This window comes from Rhodanobacter sp. Soil_C_14, assembly GCF_057657335.1.
In genome coordinates this window covers 955,552-976,246 of record NZ_JBDGIQ010000001.1, presented here as the reverse complement: position 1 = coordinate 976,246, position 20,695 = coordinate 955,552, and the positions used below count along the sequence as shown (strand labels likewise).

Below are 20,695 nucleotides of genomic sequence, written 5' to 3'. Positions count from 1 at the left end.
TGCGTCGTGGCGCACGCCACGGCGCAGATCCGGGAGTCTCCATGGATTTCTTTGCGCAGCAGGCTCGCGTGCGCAGCAGCAGCCGGCGCCTGGTCGTGCTGTTCGTGCTGGCGGTGGCCGCCATCGTGGCGGCGATCGACGCCGTGGTGTGGTTGGTGCTGGGTCATCATCCGGCGAACGGCGAGTCGGCGCGATCGAACCTGCCGCTGCTGTTAGGCAGTAGCCTGGCGGTGGTCGCCGGCATTGGCCTCAGTTCGTTGTTCCGCATCAGGAGCCTGTCCGGCGGCGGGAGGACGGTTGCCGAACGCGTGGGTGCGGTGGTGGTCCCCACCAATGCCCGCGACCCGGCATTGCGCCAGCTGCGCAACGTGATCGAGGAAGTGGCGATTGCAGCCGGCGTGCCGGTGCCGGACATCTACCTGCTGGCGGACGAGCTCGGCATCAATGCGTTTGCCGCGGGCTATTCGGCATCGGACGCCGCGGTGTGCGTGACCCGCGGTTGCCTGGACCAGCTCACCCGCGACGAGTTGCAGGGTGTGATCGCGCACGAGTTCAGCCATGTGCTGAACGGTGACATGCGATTGAACATCAGGCTGATGGGCCTGATGTTCGGCATCCTCGTGGTGGGGATCGCGGGGCGCCGGGTGATCGAGTCCAACGCCGAGCGCAGCAGTCGACGTGACGGTGCTGGCCAGATCGTGCTGATCGGGCTGGCACTGATCGGGATCGGCTACATCGGCTACTTCTTCGCGCGACTGATACAGGCTGCGGTGTCGCGTTCGCGCGAGATGCTGGCCGACGCCTCGGCTGTACAGTTCACCCGCCAGACCGCCGGCATCGCCGGCGCCCTGAAGAAGATCGCGGCGCTCGGCCTGACCTCGCGCCTGCAGATGGCGAACAGGCAGGAAGTGGCGCACATGCTGTTCTGCGCGGCCGGTCGATCCAGTGAGCTGTTCGCCACCCATCCACCGCTGCTGCAGCGCATTCGTGCGCTGGAACCGGGCTTTCGGGAAGAGGAGCTGATCCGGATTCGCACGGCGATGCTGCGTGTGGCCATGCAAGCCACGGCCAGCCCCTTGCTGGCATCGGCGCCGGCACCGGCCATGTCGCCGGTGCATGCCGGCGTGATTCCGGGGATGGCGATTCCTCTCGTAGTGCCGGCATTGTTGACTGGCGCGCTGGCGAGCGCTGGCACGCCGGCCAGAGGACAGTTCCAGCGCGCCGCCGCATTGCATCGGGCCTTGCCCACGCGCTTGCGGGAAGCCGCGCAGCAGCCCGAGTCGGCGCTTGCCGTGGTGCTGGCGCTGGCCGCCTCCGCGGCCGAACCACAGCCGGCACAGCGGCGCATCATCGTCGATGCGTTCGGTGACGACGTGCAGCGGGCGGTGCAGGATGTCGCCGCCGATCTAGCGTCGCTGCCACCGGGTTCCCGCCTGCCATTGGCCTCGCTGGCCTTCCCCGCATTGAAGTGCCTGCCGGCAGGACGACAGCAGACCTTGCTGGTCACTCTCGATGCAGTGGTCAATGCCGATGGCAGGGTCGATCTGGGCGAATACTGCCTGGCGCGGCTGCTGCGCCTGCAGTTGCTGGAGGCGCAGCGGCCGCGGAGCGCACCGATCGATGGCGTGAAAAAACTTCCGGCCTGCCGTGACAGCGTGGCCCTGGTCTGCGCCATCGTCGCCGCGGGCGGCTGTTCCGACGAAGCGGGCGCGCGGCGCGTCTGGCTGATGGCGATGCAACATGCCTTTCCCGGCGAAGCGATCGAATGGACGCCGCCGCCAGCGGCCTGGCAGGCACCGTTCGAGCAGGCGCTGGACGATCTGGACGGCTTGCTGCCGGTCGCCAAGGAGCTGGTGATCCAGGGTATCGTCGTTGCAATCAACGCGGATGACCTCCTCAGTGTGGAAGAGGCCGAACTGTTGCGAGTGATTTGCGCCGGCCTGCACTGCGCAGTGCCGCTGCAGGAGCGCCTCGGCGCGCGCGAGGGCTCTTGCCTGGCTTCGTAGGCCGGGCGCTGCCCGCCGGCTCTGGTTGTTGTCATGTCAGGTGCGTGCGGCGGACGGTGTCCGCCCTACGGAGCTGCGGTCTCCAAGAGAAGCGCACTTGCCCGCTCGGCGATCATGATCGTGGGCGCATTGGTGTTGCCGGTGGGAAGCGCCGGCATCACCGAGGCATCGACCACGCGCAGGCCGTCGATGCCGCGCACGCGCAATTCGCTGTCGACCACCGCGTGATCGTCGTTGCCCATGCGGCAGGTACCGACCGGGTGATAGATGGTCTCCGCCTTGCGCCGGATGAAGTCGGTGTATTCGGCGTCGGTGTCGATGCGGCGTTCGGGAAACACCGGGGCGCCACGATGGGGCGCGAACGCGGGCTGGTCCAGGATCTCGCGCGACAGCCGCGCGGCCTCGATCATCAGCTTCAGGTCATGGCCTTCCGGGTCGCCCAGGTAGTTCGCGTGGATCGCGATCGGTTGCGCCGGATCAGCCGAGTGCAGGCGCAACCGGCCGCGGCTGCGCGGGTGCAGGTAACAGGCGTGCAGCGTATAGCCATAGCCGGGCAGGCGGTGGCGGCCGTGATCGTCGAGCAGTGCCGGCACGAAATGGAACTGCAGGTCGCAACGCTCGTCGCCGGCGAAGCGGCTGCGCACGAAACCGCCGGCCTCGGCCACGTTGGAGCTGCCCGGTCCGTCGCGATGGCGCAGCCAGCGCAGGCCGGCGGACAGTTCGTTGAGGTGGTCGTAGCTGATCCGGGTCGCATTGCCATCGAGCGTGCAGATGTCCAGATGATCCTGCAGGTTGCCACCGACGTCGGGCAGGTCGGCCTGCACCGCGATGCCGTGATCACGCAGATGATCGGCCGGACCCAGTCCCGACAGCATCAGCAGTTGCGGCGAGTTGATCGCGCCCGCAGCGACGATCACTTCGCCGGCCTCGATTCGTTCAGTGCCGTGCCGGCCGCGGCGCAACTGCACGCCGACGGCGCGGCCATTTTCGATCAGCACGCGCTCGACCAGCGCGCTCGTGCGCACCTGCAGGTTGGCGCGACTGCGCACCGGTTTCAGGTACGCCGCCGCCGTCGAGCAGCGGGCGCCGTCACGCTGGGTGACCTGGTACAGGCCGAAGCCGGCCTGGCCGACACCATTGAAATCGTCGTTGCGCGGATGCCCCGCACTGGCGGTCGCCTCGATCAGCACCCGTGACAACGGGTTGACGTGGCGAAGATCGGATACGCCGAGCGGACCGTGCATGCCGTGCAACGGGCTTTCGCCGCGGCTGTTGTCTTCGCTGCGCACGAACCAGGGCAGCACCTCGTTCCACGACCAGCGCGGGTCGCCAGTGACCCGGGCCCACTCGTCGTAATCGGCGGCGACCCCGCGGATGTAGCACATCGCGTTGATCGAGCTGGAACCGCCCAGCGTCCTGCCGCGCGGCCACCACAGTCGGCGCTGGTTGAGCGCAGGCTCCGCTTCGGTGCGGTAGTTCCAGTTGAGGCGGCGATTGTTGGCCAGCCGCGCGATGCCGGCGGGCATGTGGATCAGCGGGTTCCAGTCGGTCGGGCCCGCTTCCAGCAGCAGCACGCGCGTGGCCGGATTGGCGCTGAGCCGGTTGGCCAGCACGCAGCCGGCCGAGCCGGCGCCGACGATGATGTAGTCATGGCGATTCATCAATCTGCTGCCCCCGAAGAGTGGACATGGTCGCGTGCTAGGCTTGCCGCGCCCCACGCCGGATGTGCGAAGTGAGTCTGTATCGTCGGACCATGGTGAAACAAGCTGCAGCGCCGATGCTCTCCGCATTGGCGTTCTTCTTCGTGATGACTTCGTATTACATCATCCGGCCGGTGCGTGACCAGTTGAGCGGCGCGGTCGGTTCGCAGTCGCTGCCGTTGTTCTACGGTGCGGTGTTCGTGGTGATGCTGCTGATGACGCCGCTGTTCGGTGCCCTGGTGGCGCGCTTCCCGCGTCGCCAGCTGCTGGGCTGGAGCTACAGCTTCTTCATCGTGTGCCTGCTCGGGTTCGTGCCGGCCTTCATGGCGCAGGACCGGATCGGTGCGCGCGAACTGGGCGTGGTGTTCTTCGTCTGGGTCAGCGTGTTCAACCTGTTCGTGGTGTCGCTGTTCTGGAGCTTCATGGCGGACATCTTCTCCAGCGGCCAGGCGCGGCGCGTGTTCTCGCTGATCGCGCTGGGTGGCATGGCCGGTGCGATCTTCGGGCCGCTGGTGACCAAGCTGCTGGTGCACCTGATCGGCGTCGCGCCACTGCTGCTGGTGTCGTCGGTGTCGTTGACCGCATCGATGATCCTGTTGCTGCGTCTTTCCGCCAGTCACGATCGTCAGCCCGGCAGCCAGGGCGACGAGGTGATCGGCGGCTCGTTGTGGGCCGGCATCAAGCAACTGTGGTCACATCCCTTCTTGCGCTACATGGCCTTGCTGATGCTGTTTGGTGACGGCATCGGCACGCTGGCGTACGCGATGGTGGCCGATTACGCCAAGGCGAATTTCGCCGATGCCGTGGCGCGTACGGCGTTCTACAACAATCTGGATCTGGCCACCAACCTGCTTGGCGCAGCCTTGCAGCTGAGCATCACGCCGTGGCTGCTGGTGCGTCGCGGCGCCGGCTGGGGGCTGGTCGTGCCGTCGCTGGTGAATCTGGTTTTGCTCGCTGCGGTGGCGCTGATCGGCAGCGGCAGCGTTTCTTTCTTCGGCTACAGCGTGCCGTTGCTGCTGGCGGTGATGCTGGTGATCACGCGCGGTTTTGCCTACGGCATGACCAAGCCCGCGGTGGATGCGTTGTATACGCGGGTGCCCCGCGAGATGCGCTACAAGGGCAAGAACTTCGTCGAGACCGCGGTGTGGCGCTTCGGCGATCTGGTGGTGACCAGCGCGGTGAGCTGGCTGCGGATGTTGGGCTGGGGCATCGGCGGACTGGCCCTCGCCGGCGCGGGTGTGGCGGCGCTGGCGACGCTGGTGTCCCGCCGTGCAGGCTGGTCGCCCGACCTGGAACCGGAAGAAAAGGTGCGCGCGAACGCAGATGCGAAAGCACCGCTTTGAGGCGGTGCTCTCCCGAATCTCAGCTGGTGATGTAACGCTCCAGATGCTCGATCTGCTCGGCCTGCGCATCGATCACCGCCTTGACCAGGTCGCCGATGGAGATCACCCCGACCACCGTGTCGCCTTCGACCACCGGCAGGTGGCGGATGCGGCTGTCGGTGCACAGGCGCATGCAGTCGAACACGTCGGTGTCGGGGCCGACGGTGAGCGGGGTGCCGGTCATGATGTCGGACACCGCGGTCTGCGAAGAGGAGCGGCCCTGCAGGATCACCTTGCGCGCGTAGTCGCGCTCGGACATCACGCCGACCAGCTTCTCGCCATGCATCACCAGCAGCGCGCCGACGCGATGCTCGGCCATGTGCTTGATCGCTTCGAGCACGGGGGTTTCCGGTGCAACGCGGTAGATCGCATTGCCCTTGCCTTGCAGCAGATGTTTGACCTGGGTCATGCGCGGATCCCCATTCGGCTACGGACGGGCTGTCCGATGCCGAGTCTAGCGCCGCCGTCGTTCGCGCGTGTAGTGAAGTTGTGAATCGCGGCGCGCGGCAGGAAACCCGTGGCCGCCGCCGGATTCAGCGGCCCCGGCGTGGCGGATGTGCAGGGGCCTGGCCCTCGACGTAGCCGGTACCTCCCAGCTGCATCATCTGCTGCTGGATCCAGTTCGTCCGGCGTTGCACGTAGGCGCTTGGCCGGTCCGCGTGCATGCGGCGCGGACTGGGCAGGACCGCGGCCAGACGCGCGGCCTGGGCCGGCCCCAGTCGTGCCGGCGTGGTGTGGAAATAGACATCGCTGGCTGCGCCGACACCGTAGACGCCATCGCCCAGCTCGGCGATGTTCACGTACACCTCGAGGATGCGCTGCTTGGGCCAGGTCAGCTCGATCAGCATGGTGAAGTACGCCTCCAGCCCCTTGCGCACGAAGCTGCGGCCATTCCACAGGAACAGGTTCTTGGCGGTCTGCTGGCTGATCGTGCTGGCGCCGCGCAGGCGCTTGCCGTCATCGGCGGCATCGAGGGCGTCCTGGATCGAGTCGAGGTCGAAGCCGTGGTGATAGGGAAACTTCTGGTCCTCGCCGGCCACCATCGCCAGCGGCACCCAGGGCGAAACCTGCCTCCACGGCACCCAGTGATGGCGCAGGTGGAAGTCCTTCTCGCCATGGATCAGGGCACCGAGCTGCCGTTCCAGCATGACGGCCGAGGTCCATGGCGGCACGAAGCGCAGCACCAGCACCAGCAGCCAGCTTAGTGCCAGCCAGCCGAGCAGCAGAATGGCGAGCGATCGCAGCAGGCGACGAAGCAGGGGATGGCTGAACAAGGCGGGCATGACTGGCAGTATAAGGGGCGTTGTGCGGGCGCCATGGCGACCCCATCTCGGCCGATTGAATCGAAACGGAATCACCGCCTGTGGAAAACCTGCCTGTCGAAGACGTGCTGCATCGCTTCCTGCTGGAACGCGCCGGCGTGCGTGGGGCGCTGGTCCGGCTTGGACCGGCCTGGCGCGAAGTGGCCACGCGCGCGGAGTATCCGCTGCCACTGTGCAGCCTGCTTGGCGAGGCGCTGGCGGCCAGCGCGCTGCTTACCGGCAACATCAAGCTCGATGGCGCGTTGTCGCTGGAACTGAAGAGCTCCGGTGCGCTGCGCCTGCTGTTTGCCGAGTGCAACGATCAGGGACACCTGCGCGGACTGGCACGCTGGAACGAACTCCTGCCTGCACCGCTGGCACTGGACGCATTGTCCGATGCGATCATGGCGATCACCATCGGCAACGTGGATCGCGGCCAGCGTTACCAGGGCCTGGTCGAACTGCGGCACGCCGGTCTGGCCGATTCGCTGGAAGACTATTTCGTGAAGTCCGAACAATTGCCGGCGCGCATCGTGCTGGCCGCCGATGGCGAACATGCCGTCGGGCTGATGCTGCAGAAGATGCCCGGCGAGGGTGGCATCGACGCCGTGCACGACGAGGATGCGTGGAACCGCGTGCTGCAGCTCACCGCGACCCTGGGCGTGGAGGAATTGCTGGGCGTTGCGCCGGAGCAGCTGCTGTACCGCCTGTATCACGAGGAGTCGGTGCGCCTGTTCGAACCCCGGCCACTGGCATTCGGGTGCAGCTGCAGCCGCGAACGGGTGACGGCGATGCTGCGTTCGCTGGGTCGCGAGGAAGTGGAAGCGGCCCTGCTGGCCCGCGACAACGAGATCGAGGTCATCTGCGAGTTTTGTGCGCAGCGCTACCACTTCGACCGGATTGATGCCGAGCATCTGCTCAGTGACAGTGCGGCGCCGGCGGCGCCGGATACCGCCCAGTGAACTGCTTCAGGCCAGCAGCAGGGGCTTGTCCGCACTGAGCCACGTGCTGGCCGGTTGCGGCCGGGCGAACAGGAATCCCTGGCCGTAGCGGCAACCCACGCGCATCAGCGCCTGGCGTTGCGACTCTTCCTCGATGCCTTCGGCGATCACCTTCATCTGCAGCGAGTCGGCCAGCACCTGGATCGCGCGCACCAGTGCCAGGCCCTGGGTCTCGGTGTCGTCCGGCGGCAGCTCGGTGATGAAGGAGCGATCGATCTTCAGCGTCTCGAACGGATACTGGTGGAGATAGCTGAGCGAGGAATAGCCGGTGCCGAAGTCGTCCAGCGCGATGCCGACGCCGTGGCTGCGCAGGTTCTGCAGCATCTGTTTGACCTGGGTCGGATTCTCCAGCAGCGCATGCTCGGTGACCTCGATGCGGATGCAGCGGGTGGGCACGGCGTACTGGTTGAACAGCGCCAGCAGGCGCTGGTCGAGATCGGCCACCCGGAAGTGCCGGCCGGACACGTTGATGCTGATGAAGCCTTCGGTGCCGATCAGGCGCACGGCCTGGGTGCACACCTGCTCGAAGATCTGCCAGTCGATCGCCTCGGCGCAGCCGCATTCCTCGGCGATCAGCAGGAAATCGCCCGGCGACAGCAGGCCGCGTTCGGGATGATGCCAGCGCAGCAGCGCCTCGTAACCGGTGACGCGCCCGTCGGAGAGTTCCACGATCGGCTGATAGAACGGCTCGAATTCGTTGCGGCTGAGCGCGTGGCGCAGGTCGCTTTCCATGTCCAGCAGCGACAGCGCCTCGCGGCGCAGGCGGTCGTCGAACATCGCCGCGCGGTGGCGGCCGCCGTCCTTCGCGTTGTACATCGCCGCGTCGGCGTCGCGCAGCAGCTCCTCGGGCTGGCGGTAATGCGGGCTGGACAGTGCGATGCCGATCGATGCCGAAGTGAAGATCTCCTTGGTGCCGAGCCGGAACGGCGTCTGCAGTTCGCTGATGATGCGATCGGCGATCAGCATCGGCTTGGCGGTGTCCACGATGCCCTCCAGCAGCACGGCGAATTCGTCGCCGCCCAGCCGCGCCACCACGTCGCGCGTTTTCAGGCAGGCGCGAATCCGGCCGCCCACCTGGAACAGCAGGTCGTCGCCGACCAGGTGCCCGACCGAATCGTTGATCACCTTGAAGCGGTCCAGATCGATGAACAGCACCGCGAACTGTTCGTTCGGACTGGCGATGTAGCGCTGCATTGCCTGTTCGAGGCGCTGCAGCAGCAGGGTGCGGTTCGGCAGGCCGGTCAGCGAGTCGTGCAGCGTCTCGTACTTCAACCGGCGCTCGACGCGCTCGCGCTCGGCGATCTGTTCACGCAGGTCGCGATTGGCCAGTGCAAGGGCGCGGGTACGTTCGGTGACGCGGCGTTCCAGCCCGGCGTAGGCCTGCTTCAGCGAGGTTGCCGCCTGCTTGCGTTGCAGCGCGTTGGCGATGTGGTAGCTGACGAAGGTCAGCAGTTCCTGGTCGCGCTCGTTGTAGGTGTGTTCGGGCGAGTAGCTTTGCAGCGCCAGCACGCCGGTCGCCTTGCCGCCCCAGATCAGCGGCACGCCAAGCCAGCACACTGAGCGGGTGCCGAAATGGCTGATCTCGCCGAGCGCGCTGAGCCGCTCGATCTCGGCCGGCGTTGCCAGCAGCGGCTTCGCATGGCGCAGCACGTATTCCGTCGCGCCGCGGCCATGCGCCCGCGGTGGGCGCACGTTGTCGATGTCGTCCACCGAATACGGGAAGGTGAGCTGCCCGCTTTCCTCGTCGACCAGGGCGATGTAGAAATTGCGCGCGTACAGCAGGCCGCTGATCACCTGGTGGGTGGCGGCGTAGAACTTCTCCAGGCTTTCGGCGGTGTTGGCCAGTTCCGCGATGCGGAACAGCGCCGCCTGCAGGCGTTCCCCGCGCTGACGCTGCAGCACCTGCTGGCGCAGCACGCGGTTGGCCTCGCGCAGCGCCGCCGTGCGGTCGGTGACGCGGCGGCCCAGTTCGATGTGCGCCTCGCGTCGCTCCAGCGCCGTCTGCACGTGCTGGGCCACATAGTTGAGCAGGTCCAGGTCGTGCCGCGAATAATGCGTATCCGGCCGGTAGCTCTGCATCACGATGCCGCCGACCACGCGACCGGCACGCAGCAGCGGGGCACCGAGCCAGTGCTCGCAGCTGGGGCCGACCAGCACGAAGCGGTCGCCGAACTGCTGCCTCAGTTCGTCGATGGAACCCATCAGCGGCCGGCCTTCCTGCAACAGGTTCCAGGTCAGGCTGTGCAGCAGCTCGTGCATCGGCACGCTCTGGTCCGGCGGCGGTGGATCGGTGTCGGCGATGTCGACGTAATAGGGGAAGCGGACCGTGTCGGTCGCCGCGTCGTACAGCACGATGTAGAAGTTTTCCGCGTACATCAGGCTGCTGACGATGGCATGCAGCGAGCGCATCATCTCGGGCATGTCGTGCCCTGCGCCGGCCTGTTCGGCGATGGCGTAGAGCGCGCGTTGCAGGCGCTCGGCCAGGGCCAGGCGCGAAATGGCCTCGTACAGGCGGCTGGTTTCGGCAAGCTGGCGCAGGCGGATGTCGGCCAGCCGACCCAGCCACTCCAACTGGTCGCGCGTGACATCGGCCAGCGGCAGGTCGGCCCATTCCAGGATCAGGGTGCGCGAACCTTGCGGATCTTCGGCGAGGTCCAGCTGGCCGGCCAGGTGCGCGACCTGTTCGTCCCGCCGCCGCCAGCGCAGATGCCCCTGGACACCGAAATGGGTCAGCACCAGCTCGCAAATCTCCATCACGCCGGCGGCATCCGCCGCCTCGAACAGGCGTTCGACCGCTGCATGCAGGGCCGCAGGGTCTCGCGACACCGGTGGTGACGAAGAGGGGCGGATCGTCGGTGTGGCGCTCATGAGGCTAAAGGCTGCTTCCGGGACGACCTGGTTGAGCCGGGACGACACGCCTTTATATCGTGTAAGCCCGCTTCGCCGCCAGCGTCGAGCCGGGGAACCCCGGCGCGGGTCAGGGGTCGAATGTCCTCGCCGAGTCCCAATATGTGCGTTTCGGCAGCTTTTCAGGGTGTTAGTAAAACGTAAAACGGGGTACACTTGCACCCAATCACGCTTTCGCTCGAGTGAGTTACCGGTTTCCGACCATGCGCCGCCTCTCCGCCCTCCTGCTGACCGTTGCGTTGCCGCTTGCCGCGGCCGGTCAGTCCGTGGGCGCCGACAACAGGATGGCCGATGATCTGCTGGCGCAGCCGGCGACCTCCGCCACCCAGGCGGAAGCGGGCATGCTGGTGCCGCTGTGGCGCACGGCCGATGGCCACGTGCTGTCGCTGAAGACCGATCGCAGCAGCACGGCCGAAACCATGGCCAGCCATTCTCCGCTGGCCTTGCGGGTGCTGGACGGCTCCAGTGTGACCAGCACCGGCGTGGAATACGGCCTCGGCCCCCGCTTGCAGGCGCATGCCGAGGTGAGCGAGCTTTCCTGGACCCACCCGGGGCAGCGTTTGCGCGGCAGCGAAGTGGGCGCCACCTATGCGACCGGCCGCTACAGCGTGGGCGTCAGCGTGGGCACCAACAGCGCACCGAACGCGGGCAATGTGTTGCCGCGCGTCCTGCCGGGCGCGGCGCCGGGCGTGGATGGCCTTTCCAGTTTTGACAACAGCGCGCAACTCAATGCCCGCGGCCGGCTCGCACTGGGCAGCAAGAGCGGCATCGACCTGGGGGCCAGCGTCGGCCGCATCCACCTGCTTCCCGGCAATCTGCTCGGCGTCGATACGCTGGACCAGAAGGTGCTGAGTTTCGGTGTCGACCACGGCTCGTTGAGCGGTGTGCTGACGGGTCGCACGATGCAGCCGCAAGTGGCCATTCCCGGCGACCTCAACGCCGATCGCCGCTGGAACAGCATCGATCTGGGCGTGACCTGGCGCCTGCCGTGGCGCGGCTCGCTGAGCGTCGGCGCGCAGAACCTGTGGTCCTCCGGTACGCCGGCCAACACGCCGGTGGGTCCCGAGCCGGACCAGTCGCGTACGCCGTACGTGCAGTACCACCAGGATCTCTGAGCGGCGCGGCAGCGCTCGTCGCAGCCAGAACAGAAACGCCGTCGCTTGCGCGACGGCGTTTTCATGTGGGCGTGGCGGGCTGGGCCACGCCCGGCCTGTTCAGTCCTGCCGACGCACGCGCAGGTCACCGCTGAAGGTCTCGACGTTGATCTTGCCCTGGCCGTTGCCCAGGCGGGCATCGAGCGAACTGCCCGGGCCGTGTTCGGGCTGCGTCGCAGTGCCGAAGTCGCTGCGCAGATTGCCGCTGAAGCTGGTGGCGTGCAGGCTGGCGTCCGTGCTGGCGGGGACCTGCAGCTGCACGTCGCCGCTCATGCTGTCGATATCGATGCTGCCGCCGGCGGTCAGCCCGCCGTTCAATTGCACATTGCCCGACACGGTGCTGAGCGTGAGTTTCTGCCACGGGCCCCCGCTGGCCTGGATGCGTCCGGAGATGGTTTGCAGCTCGACCTGGTTGCCGAGCGAGGGAGCAAGGATGTCGCCGCTGACGGTCTGCAGTTCGACCTTGTCCGCATGCCCGGCCTGCTCGATGCCGCCGCTGACGCTGTCCACCGTCAGCGAGGGCGTGCGGGCATTGATGCGCGCCTTGCCACTCACGGTGTTGACCTCGATGCTGCCGCCGTCCATGCCGTCGATCACCAGCGGTGCGCTGATCACGTCGACCTCGAGCGAGGCGGCCCTGGGCACGTGCAGTTCCAGCGTGGTGGCGGACATGTTGTTGTCGCCGCCCCAGTTGAACCAGCCGCCGGAGCTTCCCTTGGGTTCCACCTTGATTTCCAGGTGGTCCTTGCTGCCGGTGATCGCCAATGGCTTGGCGCCCTCGCCGAGGCGGCCGCTGACCTGCACCTCATTGCGATCCCAGGCGATCACGTTCACCGTGCCGGCGACATTGCTGATGCTGACCCTGGCGGTAGCCGAGGCGTCGTGGTGCAGGTTGATCGGCGTGTCGGCCAGGGCCTGGCCGATGCAGAAGCACAGCAGCAACGGAAGATAGCGTGCGGTTTTCATGCTTGTTCCTTGATGTATCAGCCGGACTGGTTGGCCAGTTGGCGAAGTTGGGATTGTTGCTGTTCGGTGCGGCCGAGCAGCCGTTGCAGCGCGAGCGAGTCAGGCGCCTGCCGGATCGCCAGTTGCAGTTCCATGCGAGCGGCATCCAGTTCGATGGCGGCGCCGCTGAGCCGTGGGTCGGACGGCTTCCACGAGGTGGTATTCGTGGCGACCCGGGTGGTGACGATGTCGGCCGGGCCGCGGGTGGCGTGCCAGCCGATGCCGGCGGCCAGCAGCAGCGATGCGGCGAGTGCCGCGCCGAACAGCCAGCGTCGCCGATGCGCGAGGGCATGGCTGCCTGCGCTTCCTTCGCGGTGTTCGGCCTGATCGAGCGCCGAGTCGATGCCCGCCCAGAGGTCGCGCGATGGCGACACCGGCTGGCGCAGTTCGTGCATCTGTCGACGCCATTCGAATTCATTCATGAGCTTTCTCCCAATACCTTGCGCAGCAGGCCGCGGGCGCGATGCAACTGCGCCTTCGAGGTGCCCACCGCCATGCCCAGTTCGGCACCGATTTCCTCGTGCTTCCAGCCTTCGACGTCGTGCAGCACCAGCACCGCGCGGGCCCGCGGCGGCAGCTTGCCCACGGCATGTTCCAGCTCCTCGCGCTCGGCGGCGCAGAACGGCGTGCTGCCGGCGTCGGGCAGGTCTTCCTCGTCCATCATGCTGACCGGATCGGCGCCGCGGGCGCGGATGTCCATCAGCGCCACGTTCACCGCCAGCCGGTACAACCAGGTGCCGAACGCGCTTTCATGACGGAAGCCTGGCAGCTTCTGCCACGCGCGGATGAAGGCATCCTGGGTGAGATCCTCGGCGCGCGCATGGTCGTAGCCGGCGAGCCGGTACACCGCGCCGTGCACCCGCCCCACGTGCAACTGGTACAGCCGTTGAAACGCGCGGCGGTCGCCGGCAGCCGCGGCGCGCACGTCATCGCTGTCGTTGGTTCCCGCTGGGGCAGGCGACATGGTGCTTCCGAGAGCGGGGCAGGCGGCGTTCATCTTGCCAGCTTGGATGCGCCGCCGCGCGAAAGGGTTTGAAGCCGCGCGGGCAGGCCGTGGCGGCCTGCCCGCGATCGGTCAATTCAGGACGCCGCTGCTTCGCGGCGCGGCTGCTCAGCGGCGCTGTCCAGTGCGTCGGCAACCCGCTGCTGCTCCCGCTGCAACGACTCGGGCAGGCGCGGGGCGAAGGTCTGCAGGTAGTCGCCGATGGCGGCCAGTTCGGCCTGCCAGCCGGCCTGGTCCACGTCGAGCAATTCGTCCAGTTGCGCCTGGTCGAGCTTGAGGCCGTCCAGCTTCAGCTCGCCCTCGGCCGGCAGGATGCCGATCGGCGTCTCCACACCGCTGACGCGGCCTTCTGCGCGATCGATCATCCATTCCAGCACGCGCAGGTTGTCGCCGAAGCCTGGCCACAGGAACTTGCCGTCGGCACCCTTGCGGAACCAGTTGACGTGGAACACCTTCGGCAGCTTCGCGCCTGGCTGGTCGAACGACAGCCAGTGCGCGAAATAGTCGCCGTAGTGATAGCCGGCAAACGGCTTCATCGCCATCGAGTCGCGGCGCAGCACGCCGACCGCGCCGGTGGCGGCGGCGGTGGTTTCCGAACCCATCGCGGCGCCCATCAGCACGCCGTGCGTCCAGTCGCGCGATTCCATCACCAGCGGCAGCAGCGAGGGGCGACGACCGCCGAACACGATCGCGCTGATCGGCACGCCCTGGGGCGCCTCGGCCATTTCCGACCAGGTCGGGCACTGTTTCGCGCTGACCGTGAAGCGGGAGTTGGGATGCGCGGCCGGGCCATTGGCCGGGTCATGCGGACGCCCCTGCCAGTCGGTGACCGGCGTGCCGGGCAGGCCTTCCCACCACGGCTGGTTGTCGGCGGTGACGGCGACGTTGGTGAAGATGGTGTCGTGCGAAATGCTCTTCAGCGCGTTCGGGTTGGTGGCGTTGCTGGTGCCCGGCGCCACGCCGAAGAAACCCGCTTCCGGGTTGATCGCATATAGCCGTCCATCCGCGCCGGGACGCATCCAGCAGATGTCGTCGCCCACGGTCCACACCTTCCAGCCGGCCTGGCGGTAGCCTTCCGGCGGAATCAGCATGGCGAGGTTGGTCTTGCCGCAGGCGGAGGGGAACGCGGCGGCGACGTAGTGCGTTTCGCCCTGCGGGTTCTCGATGCCCACGATCAGCATGTGCTCGGCCAGCCAGCCTTCCGTGCGGGCCTGGTTCGAGGCGATGCGCAGTGCGTGGCATTTCTTGCCCAGCAGGGCGTTGCCGCCGTAGCCCGAGCCGTAGGACTTGATCGACAGCTCGGCCGGGAAATGCATGATCCAGCGACGCTCGGGGTCGAGTTCACCCTTCGAGTGCAGGCCCTTGACGAAGCTGCCCTCGCGCTCGATGCGCGCCTGCGCGGCGGCGCCCATGCGGGTCATGATCTTCATGTTGGCGACCACGTACGGACTGTCGGTGATCTCCACGCCGCAGCGAGACAGCGGCGAGTCGATCGGGCCCATGCAGTACGGGATCACGTACATGGTGCGGCCTGCCATGCAGCCGTCGAACAGGGCGTCGATCTTCGCGTGCGCCTCGGCCGGGTCCATCCAGTGGTTGTTCGGGCCGGCGTCTTCCTTGTTCGGATGGCAGACCAGGGTGAGGTGTTCGACCCGGGCCACGTCGGTGGGATGGGAGCGGTGCAGGTAGCAGCCCGGATGGGTCTGCTGGTTCAGCTCGATCAGGGTGCCGTCGGCCAGCATCTCCTGCACCAGGGATTGATATTCGGCATCCGAGCCGTCGCACCAGTGAATCTTCGCGGGGCGGGTCAGGGCGGCAACTTCATCGACCCACTGCGCGAGCGCTTCCAGCTTGCTGGCCATCGTGTCCTCTTGAGGTTTTTTCAAAAAGTGATCTGAAACGGTAGTTTGCAGGCACTGGTATTGCAAGGTTTCATGCAACAAAAACGGCGCCAGATGGCGCCGTTCGGGGCTTTCCGCGGCTTCCTGTTCAGGCCGGAATCAGGGTCGCGATCATGTGTTCGACATAGGCGTCGAACTCCTCCAGGTTCAGTCGTGGCAGCCCCAGGGTGAAATTGAGCTGCAGGAAACCGACGTAGGCGGCGTAGGTCAGCCGGGCCCGGTTCAAGGCCTGCGGCGGCGGCAGGCCGGACTCGCGGTAGGCCGTGTTGAGGAATTCCATCCGTCGCTGCGACACGCGCGCCATCACCGGCACCACCTGGGGGTGATCCAGCGCCTTCAGCAGCGCGGCATACACGCGGTGCGGCTGCAATTCGTGGGCAACCCGGCGGAACAGTTCCGGCAGACGCTTGCGCGGGTCGCTGATCTGTTCGATCTGCCCCAGCACCTCGCGCTCGCCGTATTGCTCCCAGCGTTCCAGCGCCGCATGCAGCAGCGCTTCACGGGTGCGGAAATGCCAGTAGAAACTGCCCTTGGTGACGCCGAGCTGGCGGGCGAGAGCCTCCACCGCCAGCGCGCCCACGCCCTGCTCGGCGATCAGCTGCAGGGCGGCAAGTTCCCAATCTTCGGCTGACAGCCGGGTACGTTCTGGCTTGCTGCTGACATTCATGTCCGTATGGTAGCCAGACGCCGTGCATTTGTAATGTGTGTGGGCGCCGAACCCGGACGCGCGGCGGCCAACCCGCGCTGGCGGCACGGTTGACGAGGTTCGCCGAGGCAATCCATACTCTGACGTATGGTTAAGAGTGATCGCCGCCCCGCTGCCTGCTCCCGCTTCCCGGTCGCCGACCTGGATCTGGCGGTTGAGACACGCCATGCCGATGGCGATCCCAGCCTGCTGTTTGCCCATGGCTTCGGCCAGACCCGCCATGCCTGGACGGGCGCGGCGACGGCGCTGGCCGATGCGGGCTGTCGCTGCGTGACATTCGACAGCCGTGGTCATGGCGAAAGCGACCGGGTTCCCCACGGTGTCGGCTATCACATGGACCAGTTCGCCGATGACCTGCTGCGCCTGGCCCATTCACAACCGCAGCCGCCGATCCTGGTGGGCGCGTCGATGGGCGGCCTGCTCGGCATGGTGCTGGCTGGCGAGATCCATCCTTCGCCGTTTCGCGCCCTGGTGCTGGTCGACATCACCCCGCGCTGGGAAACCGCCGGCGTGGAACGCATCCTGGCCTTCATGCAGGCGCACCCGGACGGCTTCGACAACTACGCCGACGCGGCCGAGCAGATCGCCGCGTACCTGCCGCAGCGACGCGAGCGCAAGAGCGAACAGCAACTGCGCCCGTTGTTGCGCGAGGGCGTCGACGGTCGGCTGCGCTGGCACTGGGACCCGGCCCTGCTGGCGGGCGACCTGGTGCAGGAAAGCGAGCGCTACCAGCCGCGCCTGCAGGCCGCCGCGATGAAGATTTCCGTGCCCGTGCTGCTGCTGTCCGGCGCCCGCAGCGACGTGGTGTCGCGCGCCACGGTCGACGAGTTCCTGCAACTGGTGCCGCACGCCGAACACGTCGAGTTGCCGCACGCCACGCACATGGTGGCCGGTGACGCGAACGATGCCTTCACGCGCGAGGTCGTGCGCTTCGTGCAGAGTCTTGATTCATTACCCGTCGGCCGGCTCGCCGCCGCCGTTCAATCGCAATGAGGTGTTGAGATGTCCGTGCTACTGACCCTGCTGGCGGCGCTGATTGCCACCGGCGCCTGCGCCTACCATCGCACCAGCCTGCGCACGTGGGCGATCGCCACCATCGTCACCACCCTGGTGGTCGGCCTGCTGGTGCATGCGCCGTGGACCACGGCGATCTTGCTGATCATCGAACTGGCGATCGCCGTACCGCTGCTGCTGGTCGACTTCCGCCGCAAGCAGGTCAGCGCGCCGCTGTTGAAGATGTTCGCCAAGGTCACGCCGAAACTGTCCGAGACCGAGCAGACCGCGCTGGAAGCGGGCACGGTGGGCTTCGAGGGCGAGCTGTTCTCCGGCAAGCCGGACTGGCACGAGCTGCTGAAGCAGCCGAAGCCGGAACTCAGCGTGGAGGAGCAGGCCTTCATGGACGGCCCGGTGGAACAGCTGTGCGCCATGATCGACGACTGGCAGATCACCCACGAGCTGGCCGACCTGCCGCCGAACGTGTGGGACTTCATCAAGAAGAACCGCTTCTTCGGCATGATCATTCCGAAGCAGTATGGCGGCCTGCAGTTCTCCGCGCTGGCGCATTCGGCGGTGCTGCAGAAGCTCAACAGCATGTCGGCCACGGTCGCCTCGACGGTGGCGGTGCCCAACTCGCTGGGGCCAGCCGAGCTGCTGCTGCACTACGGCAGCGACGAGCAGAAGAACCACTACCTGCCGCGCCTGGCGGTGGGCGAGGAAATCCCGTGTTTCGCGCTGACTGGCCCGTACGCCGGTTCGGATGCCACCTCGATCCCGGACACCGGCATCGTCTGCAAGCAGGTTGTCGACGGCGTCGAGACGCTGGGCATCAAGCTCACCTTCGACAAGCGCTACATCACGCTGGCGCCGGTGGCTACGGTGGTCGGCCTGGCCTTCCGCATGTTCGACCCGGAGCACCTGTTGGGCGACAAGGAAGATCTCGGCATCACCCTGGCGCTGCTGCCGCGCTCGACGCCGGGGCTGGAAATCGGCCGTCGCCACTTCCCGCTGAACGTCCCGTTCCAGAACGGACCGGTGCGCGGCAAGGACGTGTTCGCGCCGCTGTCGGTGCTGATCGGCGGCCCGCAGATGGCCGGCCATGGCTGGCGCATGCTGGTCGAATGCCTGTCGGTGGGGCGCGCGATTTCGCTGCCGTCCAATGCCACCGGCGGCATGCGCGCCTCGGCGCTGGCCACCGGCGCGTACGCGCGCATGCGCAAGCAGTTCGGCCTGGCCGTGGCCCGCTTCGAGGGCGTCGAGGAGGCGCTGGCGCGCATCGGCGGCCTCACCTATGCCACCGCGGCGCTGTCGCGCGCCACCGCGGCCGCGGTTGATCGCGGCGAGAAGCCGGCGGTGCCGTCGGCGATCGCCAAGTACCACGCTACCGAATGGGCGCGGCAGATCGCCAGCGACACCATGGACGTGCACGGCGGCAAGGCGGTGCAGCTGGGGCCGAGCAACTATGCCGGGCGTGGCTGGTCGGCGGTGCCGATCGCGATCACGGTGGAAGGCGCCAACATCATGACGCGCAGCCTGATGATCTTCGGCCAGGGTGCGATTCGCTGCCATCCGTACGTGCTGAAGGAAATGCAGGCGCTGTCGATCGCCGATCGCGGCGAGCAGCTGAAAGTGTTCGATCGCCTGTTGTTCAGCCACATCGGATTCGGCATCTCCAACGCGGTGCGCAGCCTGGCGATGGGCCTCAGTGGCGCCAGCATCGGCGAGACCGCAGGTGACGCCTATACGCGCCGCTACTACCGCAAGCTCGACCGTTACTCCGCCGCGCTGGCGCTATGCGCCGACGTGTTCATGGGCGTGCTCGGCGGCAAGCTGAAGTTCAAGGAGAAGCTGTCCGCGCGCCTGGGCGACGTGCTCAGCTACCTGTACATCGCCAGCGCCATGCTCAAGCAGTACGAGGACAACGGCCGGCCGGAAGCGGATCGCCCGTTCCTGGCCTGGGGTTTCCACCAGTGCATGTGGCTGATCCAGAACGCGCTGGATGGCGCGATCCGCAACTTCCCGGTGCGCCCGGTGGCGTGGCTGCTGCGCGTGCTGGTGTTCCCGCTGGGTCGTCGCGAAGTGCCGCCGTCCGATCGCCTGGGTCGCCGCGTGGCCGCGCTGCTCACCGCGCCGAACGAGGCGCTCGACCGCCTCACCGACTGGGTCTACACTACGCCCACGGCGAACAACACGATCGGTCGCATGAAGGCCTTGTTGCCCGACGTGATCGCCGCCGAGCCGGTGGATCGCAAGTTTGGCAAGGCGCTGAAGTCGGGCCAATTCAAGTCACATGACTACCTGGGCCAGCTCGCCGAGGCACAGCAGGCGGGAGTGATCTCCGAGGCAGAAGCGGACTTGCTGCGCCGCGTGCGCGAAGGCGTGTTCGAGTTCATCTCGGTGGATGACTTCGACACCGACGAGCTGCGCGCATTCAAGATCCGTCCGCAGAATTCGGTCGGCCAGTAAGTTCGAAGGATCGCCGCGCCACCCGACGGGTGGCGCGGCCCGCTTCACGTCTTCGCCAGCACGCAGCAGTTCTTGCCGCTGCGCTTGGCATCGTACATCGCGTTGTCTGCTGCGTGCATCAGCTGTTCCTCGGCGTCGGCACGGTCGTTCGGCGCATACGGCGCGATGCCGATGCTGGCGCTCACCCGCACCTCGACCCGTTCGCCGTTGACGCGCAGGCTGTACGGCTCGCCCAGCGCGGCGCAGAGTTTCTCGCACAGCTGCAGCGCCATCTGCGGGTCGTTGATTTCCTCCAGCACCAGCGCGAATTCGTCGCCGCCCAGGCGGGCCACGGTGTCGTTGCTGCGCAGGTGTGTGGGCAGGCGGCTGGCGATTTCCTGCAGCAGCGCATCGCCGGCGGCGTGGCCGTGGCGGTCGTTGACGCCCTTGAAGCCGTCGATGTCGATGCAGGCAAGGGCGAAGCGGCTGTGATGCCGGTTGGCGCGCTGGATCGCTCCCTGCAGGCGGTCGCGGAACAGGATCCGGTTCGGCAGGCCGGTCAGCGGGTCGTGGCTGGCCTGGTGGCGCACCATGGTTTCGATCAGCTTGCGCTCGGCGATCTCGCGTTGCAGTTCCTCGTTGCGCTCGGCCAGCTCGGCCATCGCCTCGCGCAGTTCCATTCGCGCCGAATGGAGCTCCAGGAACACGCGCACCTTGGACTGCAGGATCACGTCGTTGATCGGCTTGGCAATGTAATCCACCGCGCCGGAGTGGTAGCCCTTGAGCCGGTTCATGTCGTCGGCGTAGGCGGCGGTGACGAAGATGATCGGCGTCCCGCTGAGGTGCTCGGCGTCGCCGAGCAGGCTGGCCACTTCGAAACCGTCCATGTCCGGCATGTTGACGTCGAGCAGGATCAGCGCGAACTCGTGATCCAGGCACAGCGCCAGCGCCTGGTTGCCGCTGGTCGCCTCGAACAGTTGCGCGCCGCTGTGCGCGAGCAGGCGGCGCATCGCCACCAGGTTCGCCGGCGTGTCGTCGACGATCAGGATCTTCGGCTTCATCGATTCGCTGGTCATGCCCGCTGCTCCCTGCTTCCGGGAAGCCACCGTAGCCGATGCGGCCGTCGTGCGGCGTGAACCCGGTCCGCTTCCACCGACGCGACGCTGCAGGTCAGCGCCCGCTGCGGCA

16 protein-coding genes are annotated in these 20,695 nt (G+C 67.1%); 6 read left to right on the top strand and 10 right to left on the bottom strand.

Annotation, left to right across the window (positions count from 1 at the left end; translation table 11 throughout):
* The first annotated feature begins 41 nt into the window (after window positions 1–41).
* Window positions 42–2,006 (top strand): M48 family metallopeptidase, encoded by a 1,965-nt coding sequence (locus AC3A56_RS04505; protein ID WP_487769473.1) that lies wholly within the window; start codon window positions 42–44, stop codon window positions 2,004–2,006.
* Window positions 2,007–2,071: 65 nt separating this feature from the next.
* On the opposite strand, the gene AC3A56_RS04500 is transcribed toward AC3A56_RS04505, so the two are convergent.
* Window positions 2,072–3,667, bottom strand: a complete 1,596-nt coding sequence (locus AC3A56_RS04500) for a GMC family oxidoreductase (protein ID WP_487769472.1) — start codon at window positions 3,665–3,667, stop codon at window positions 2,072–2,074.
* Between the two features lie 116 nt (window positions 3,668–3,783).
* On the opposite strand from AC3A56_RS04500, the gene AC3A56_RS04495 reads away from it, so the two are divergent.
* Complete coding sequence (locus tag AC3A56_RS04495; RefSeq protein WP_487769471.1) at window positions 3,784–5,049, top strand: NTP/NDP exchange transporter; 1,266 nt, start codon at window positions 3,784–3,786, stop codon at window positions 5,047–5,049.
* 19 nt (window positions 5,050–5,068) lie between these two features.
* Here the strand turns inward: AC3A56_RS04495 and AC3A56_RS04490 are convergent, their stop codons facing one another.
* Window positions 5,069–5,497: a CBS domain-containing protein gene (locus tag AC3A56_RS04490; RefSeq protein WP_056716269.1), complete on the bottom strand. Its 429-nt coding sequence runs from the start codon at window positions 5,495–5,497 to the stop codon at window positions 5,069–5,071.
* 124 nt (window positions 5,498–5,621) lie between these two features.
* Window positions 5,622–6,371 (bottom strand): monofunctional biosynthetic peptidoglycan transglycosylase, encoded by a 750-nt coding sequence (gene mtgA / locus AC3A56_RS04485; protein ID WP_056716266.1) that lies wholly within the window; start codon window positions 6,369–6,371, stop codon window positions 5,622–5,624.
* An 80-nt stretch (window positions 6,372–6,451) separates the two neighbouring features.
* Between mtgA and hslO the strand changes: the two genes are divergently transcribed.
* A complete protein-coding gene (hslO, locus tag AC3A56_RS04480; RefSeq protein WP_487769470.1) occupies window positions 6,452–7,351 on the top strand; it encodes an Hsp33 family molecular chaperone HslO in 900 nt (299 codons plus the stop codon).
* Window positions 7,352–7,357: 6 nt separating this feature from the next.
* On the opposite strand, the gene AC3A56_RS04475 is transcribed toward hslO, so the two are convergent.
* On the bottom strand, window positions 7,358–10,258 hold the full coding sequence (locus AC3A56_RS04475; RefSeq protein ID WP_056716261.1) for a bifunctional diguanylate cyclase/phosphodiesterase: 2,901 nt from the start codon (window positions 10,256–10,258) through the stop codon (window positions 7,358–7,360).
* A gap of 242 nt (window positions 10,259–10,500) precedes the next feature.
* On the opposite strand from AC3A56_RS04475, the gene AC3A56_RS04470 reads away from it, so the two are divergent.
* Window positions 10,501–11,412 (top strand): hypothetical protein, encoded by a 912-nt coding sequence (locus AC3A56_RS04470; RefSeq protein WP_487769469.1) that lies wholly within the window; start codon window positions 10,501–10,503, stop codon window positions 11,410–11,412.
* 99 nt (window positions 11,413–11,511) lie between these two features.
* On the opposite strand, the gene AC3A56_RS04465 is transcribed toward AC3A56_RS04470, so the two are convergent.
* From AC3A56_RS04465 to AC3A56_RS04445, 5 genes are all read right to left on the bottom strand, one after another.
* Window positions 11,512–12,417: a DUF4097 family beta strand repeat-containing protein gene (locus tag AC3A56_RS04465; RefSeq protein ID WP_487769468.1), complete on the bottom strand. Its 906-nt coding sequence runs from the start codon at window positions 12,415–12,417 to the stop codon at window positions 11,512–11,514.
* 17 nt (window positions 12,418–12,434) lie between these two features.
* Window positions 12,435–12,878 carry a hypothetical protein gene (locus AC3A56_RS04460; RefSeq protein ID WP_487769467.1) on the bottom strand — a complete coding sequence of 148 codons (444 nt, stop codon included), beginning with the start codon at window positions 12,876–12,878 and terminating at the stop codon, window positions 12,435–12,437.
* Entirely contained in the window at window positions 12,875–13,420 is a 546-nt protein-coding gene (locus AC3A56_RS04455) for an RNA polymerase sigma factor (RefSeq protein ID WP_056716249.1), read from the bottom strand. Before AC3A56_RS04455 ends, AC3A56_RS04460 begins: the two co-directional genes overlap by 4 nt.
* Before the next feature lie 116 nt (window positions 13,421–13,536).
* Window positions 13,537–15,345 carry a phosphoenolpyruvate carboxykinase (GTP) gene (locus AC3A56_RS04450; RefSeq protein ID WP_487769466.1) on the bottom strand — a complete coding sequence of 603 codons (1,809 nt, stop codon included), beginning with the start codon at window positions 15,343–15,345 and terminating at the stop codon, window positions 13,537–13,539.
* A 103-nt stretch (window positions 15,346–15,448) separates the two neighbouring features.
* Complete coding sequence (locus AC3A56_RS04445; protein WP_056716244.1) at window positions 15,449–16,027, bottom strand: TetR/AcrR family transcriptional regulator; 579 nt, start codon at window positions 16,025–16,027, stop codon at window positions 15,449–15,451.
* Window positions 16,028–16,153: 126 nt separating this feature from the next.
* Between AC3A56_RS04445 and AC3A56_RS04440 the strand changes: the two genes are divergently transcribed.
* Together AC3A56_RS04440 and AC3A56_RS04435 are read left to right on the top strand one after the other, a co-directional pair.
* On the top strand, window positions 16,154–17,059 hold the full coding sequence (locus AC3A56_RS04440) for an alpha/beta fold hydrolase (protein ID WP_487769465.1): 906 nt from the start codon (window positions 16,154–16,156) through the stop codon (window positions 17,057–17,059).
* Between the two features lie 9 nt (window positions 17,060–17,068).
* On the top strand, window positions 17,069–19,528 hold the full coding sequence (locus AC3A56_RS04435) for an acyl-CoA dehydrogenase (RefSeq protein ID WP_487769464.1): 2,460 nt from the start codon (window positions 17,069–17,071) through the stop codon (window positions 19,526–19,528).
* A gap of 44 nt (window positions 19,529–19,572) precedes the next feature.
* Here the strand turns inward: AC3A56_RS04435 and AC3A56_RS04430 are convergent, their stop codons facing one another.
* Window positions 19,573–20,583 carry a diguanylate cyclase domain-containing protein gene (locus tag AC3A56_RS04430; RefSeq protein ID WP_487769463.1) on the bottom strand — a complete coding sequence of 337 codons (1,011 nt, stop codon included), beginning with the start codon at window positions 20,581–20,583 and terminating at the stop codon, window positions 19,573–19,575.
* Window positions 20,584–20,695: the final 112 nt, after the last annotated feature.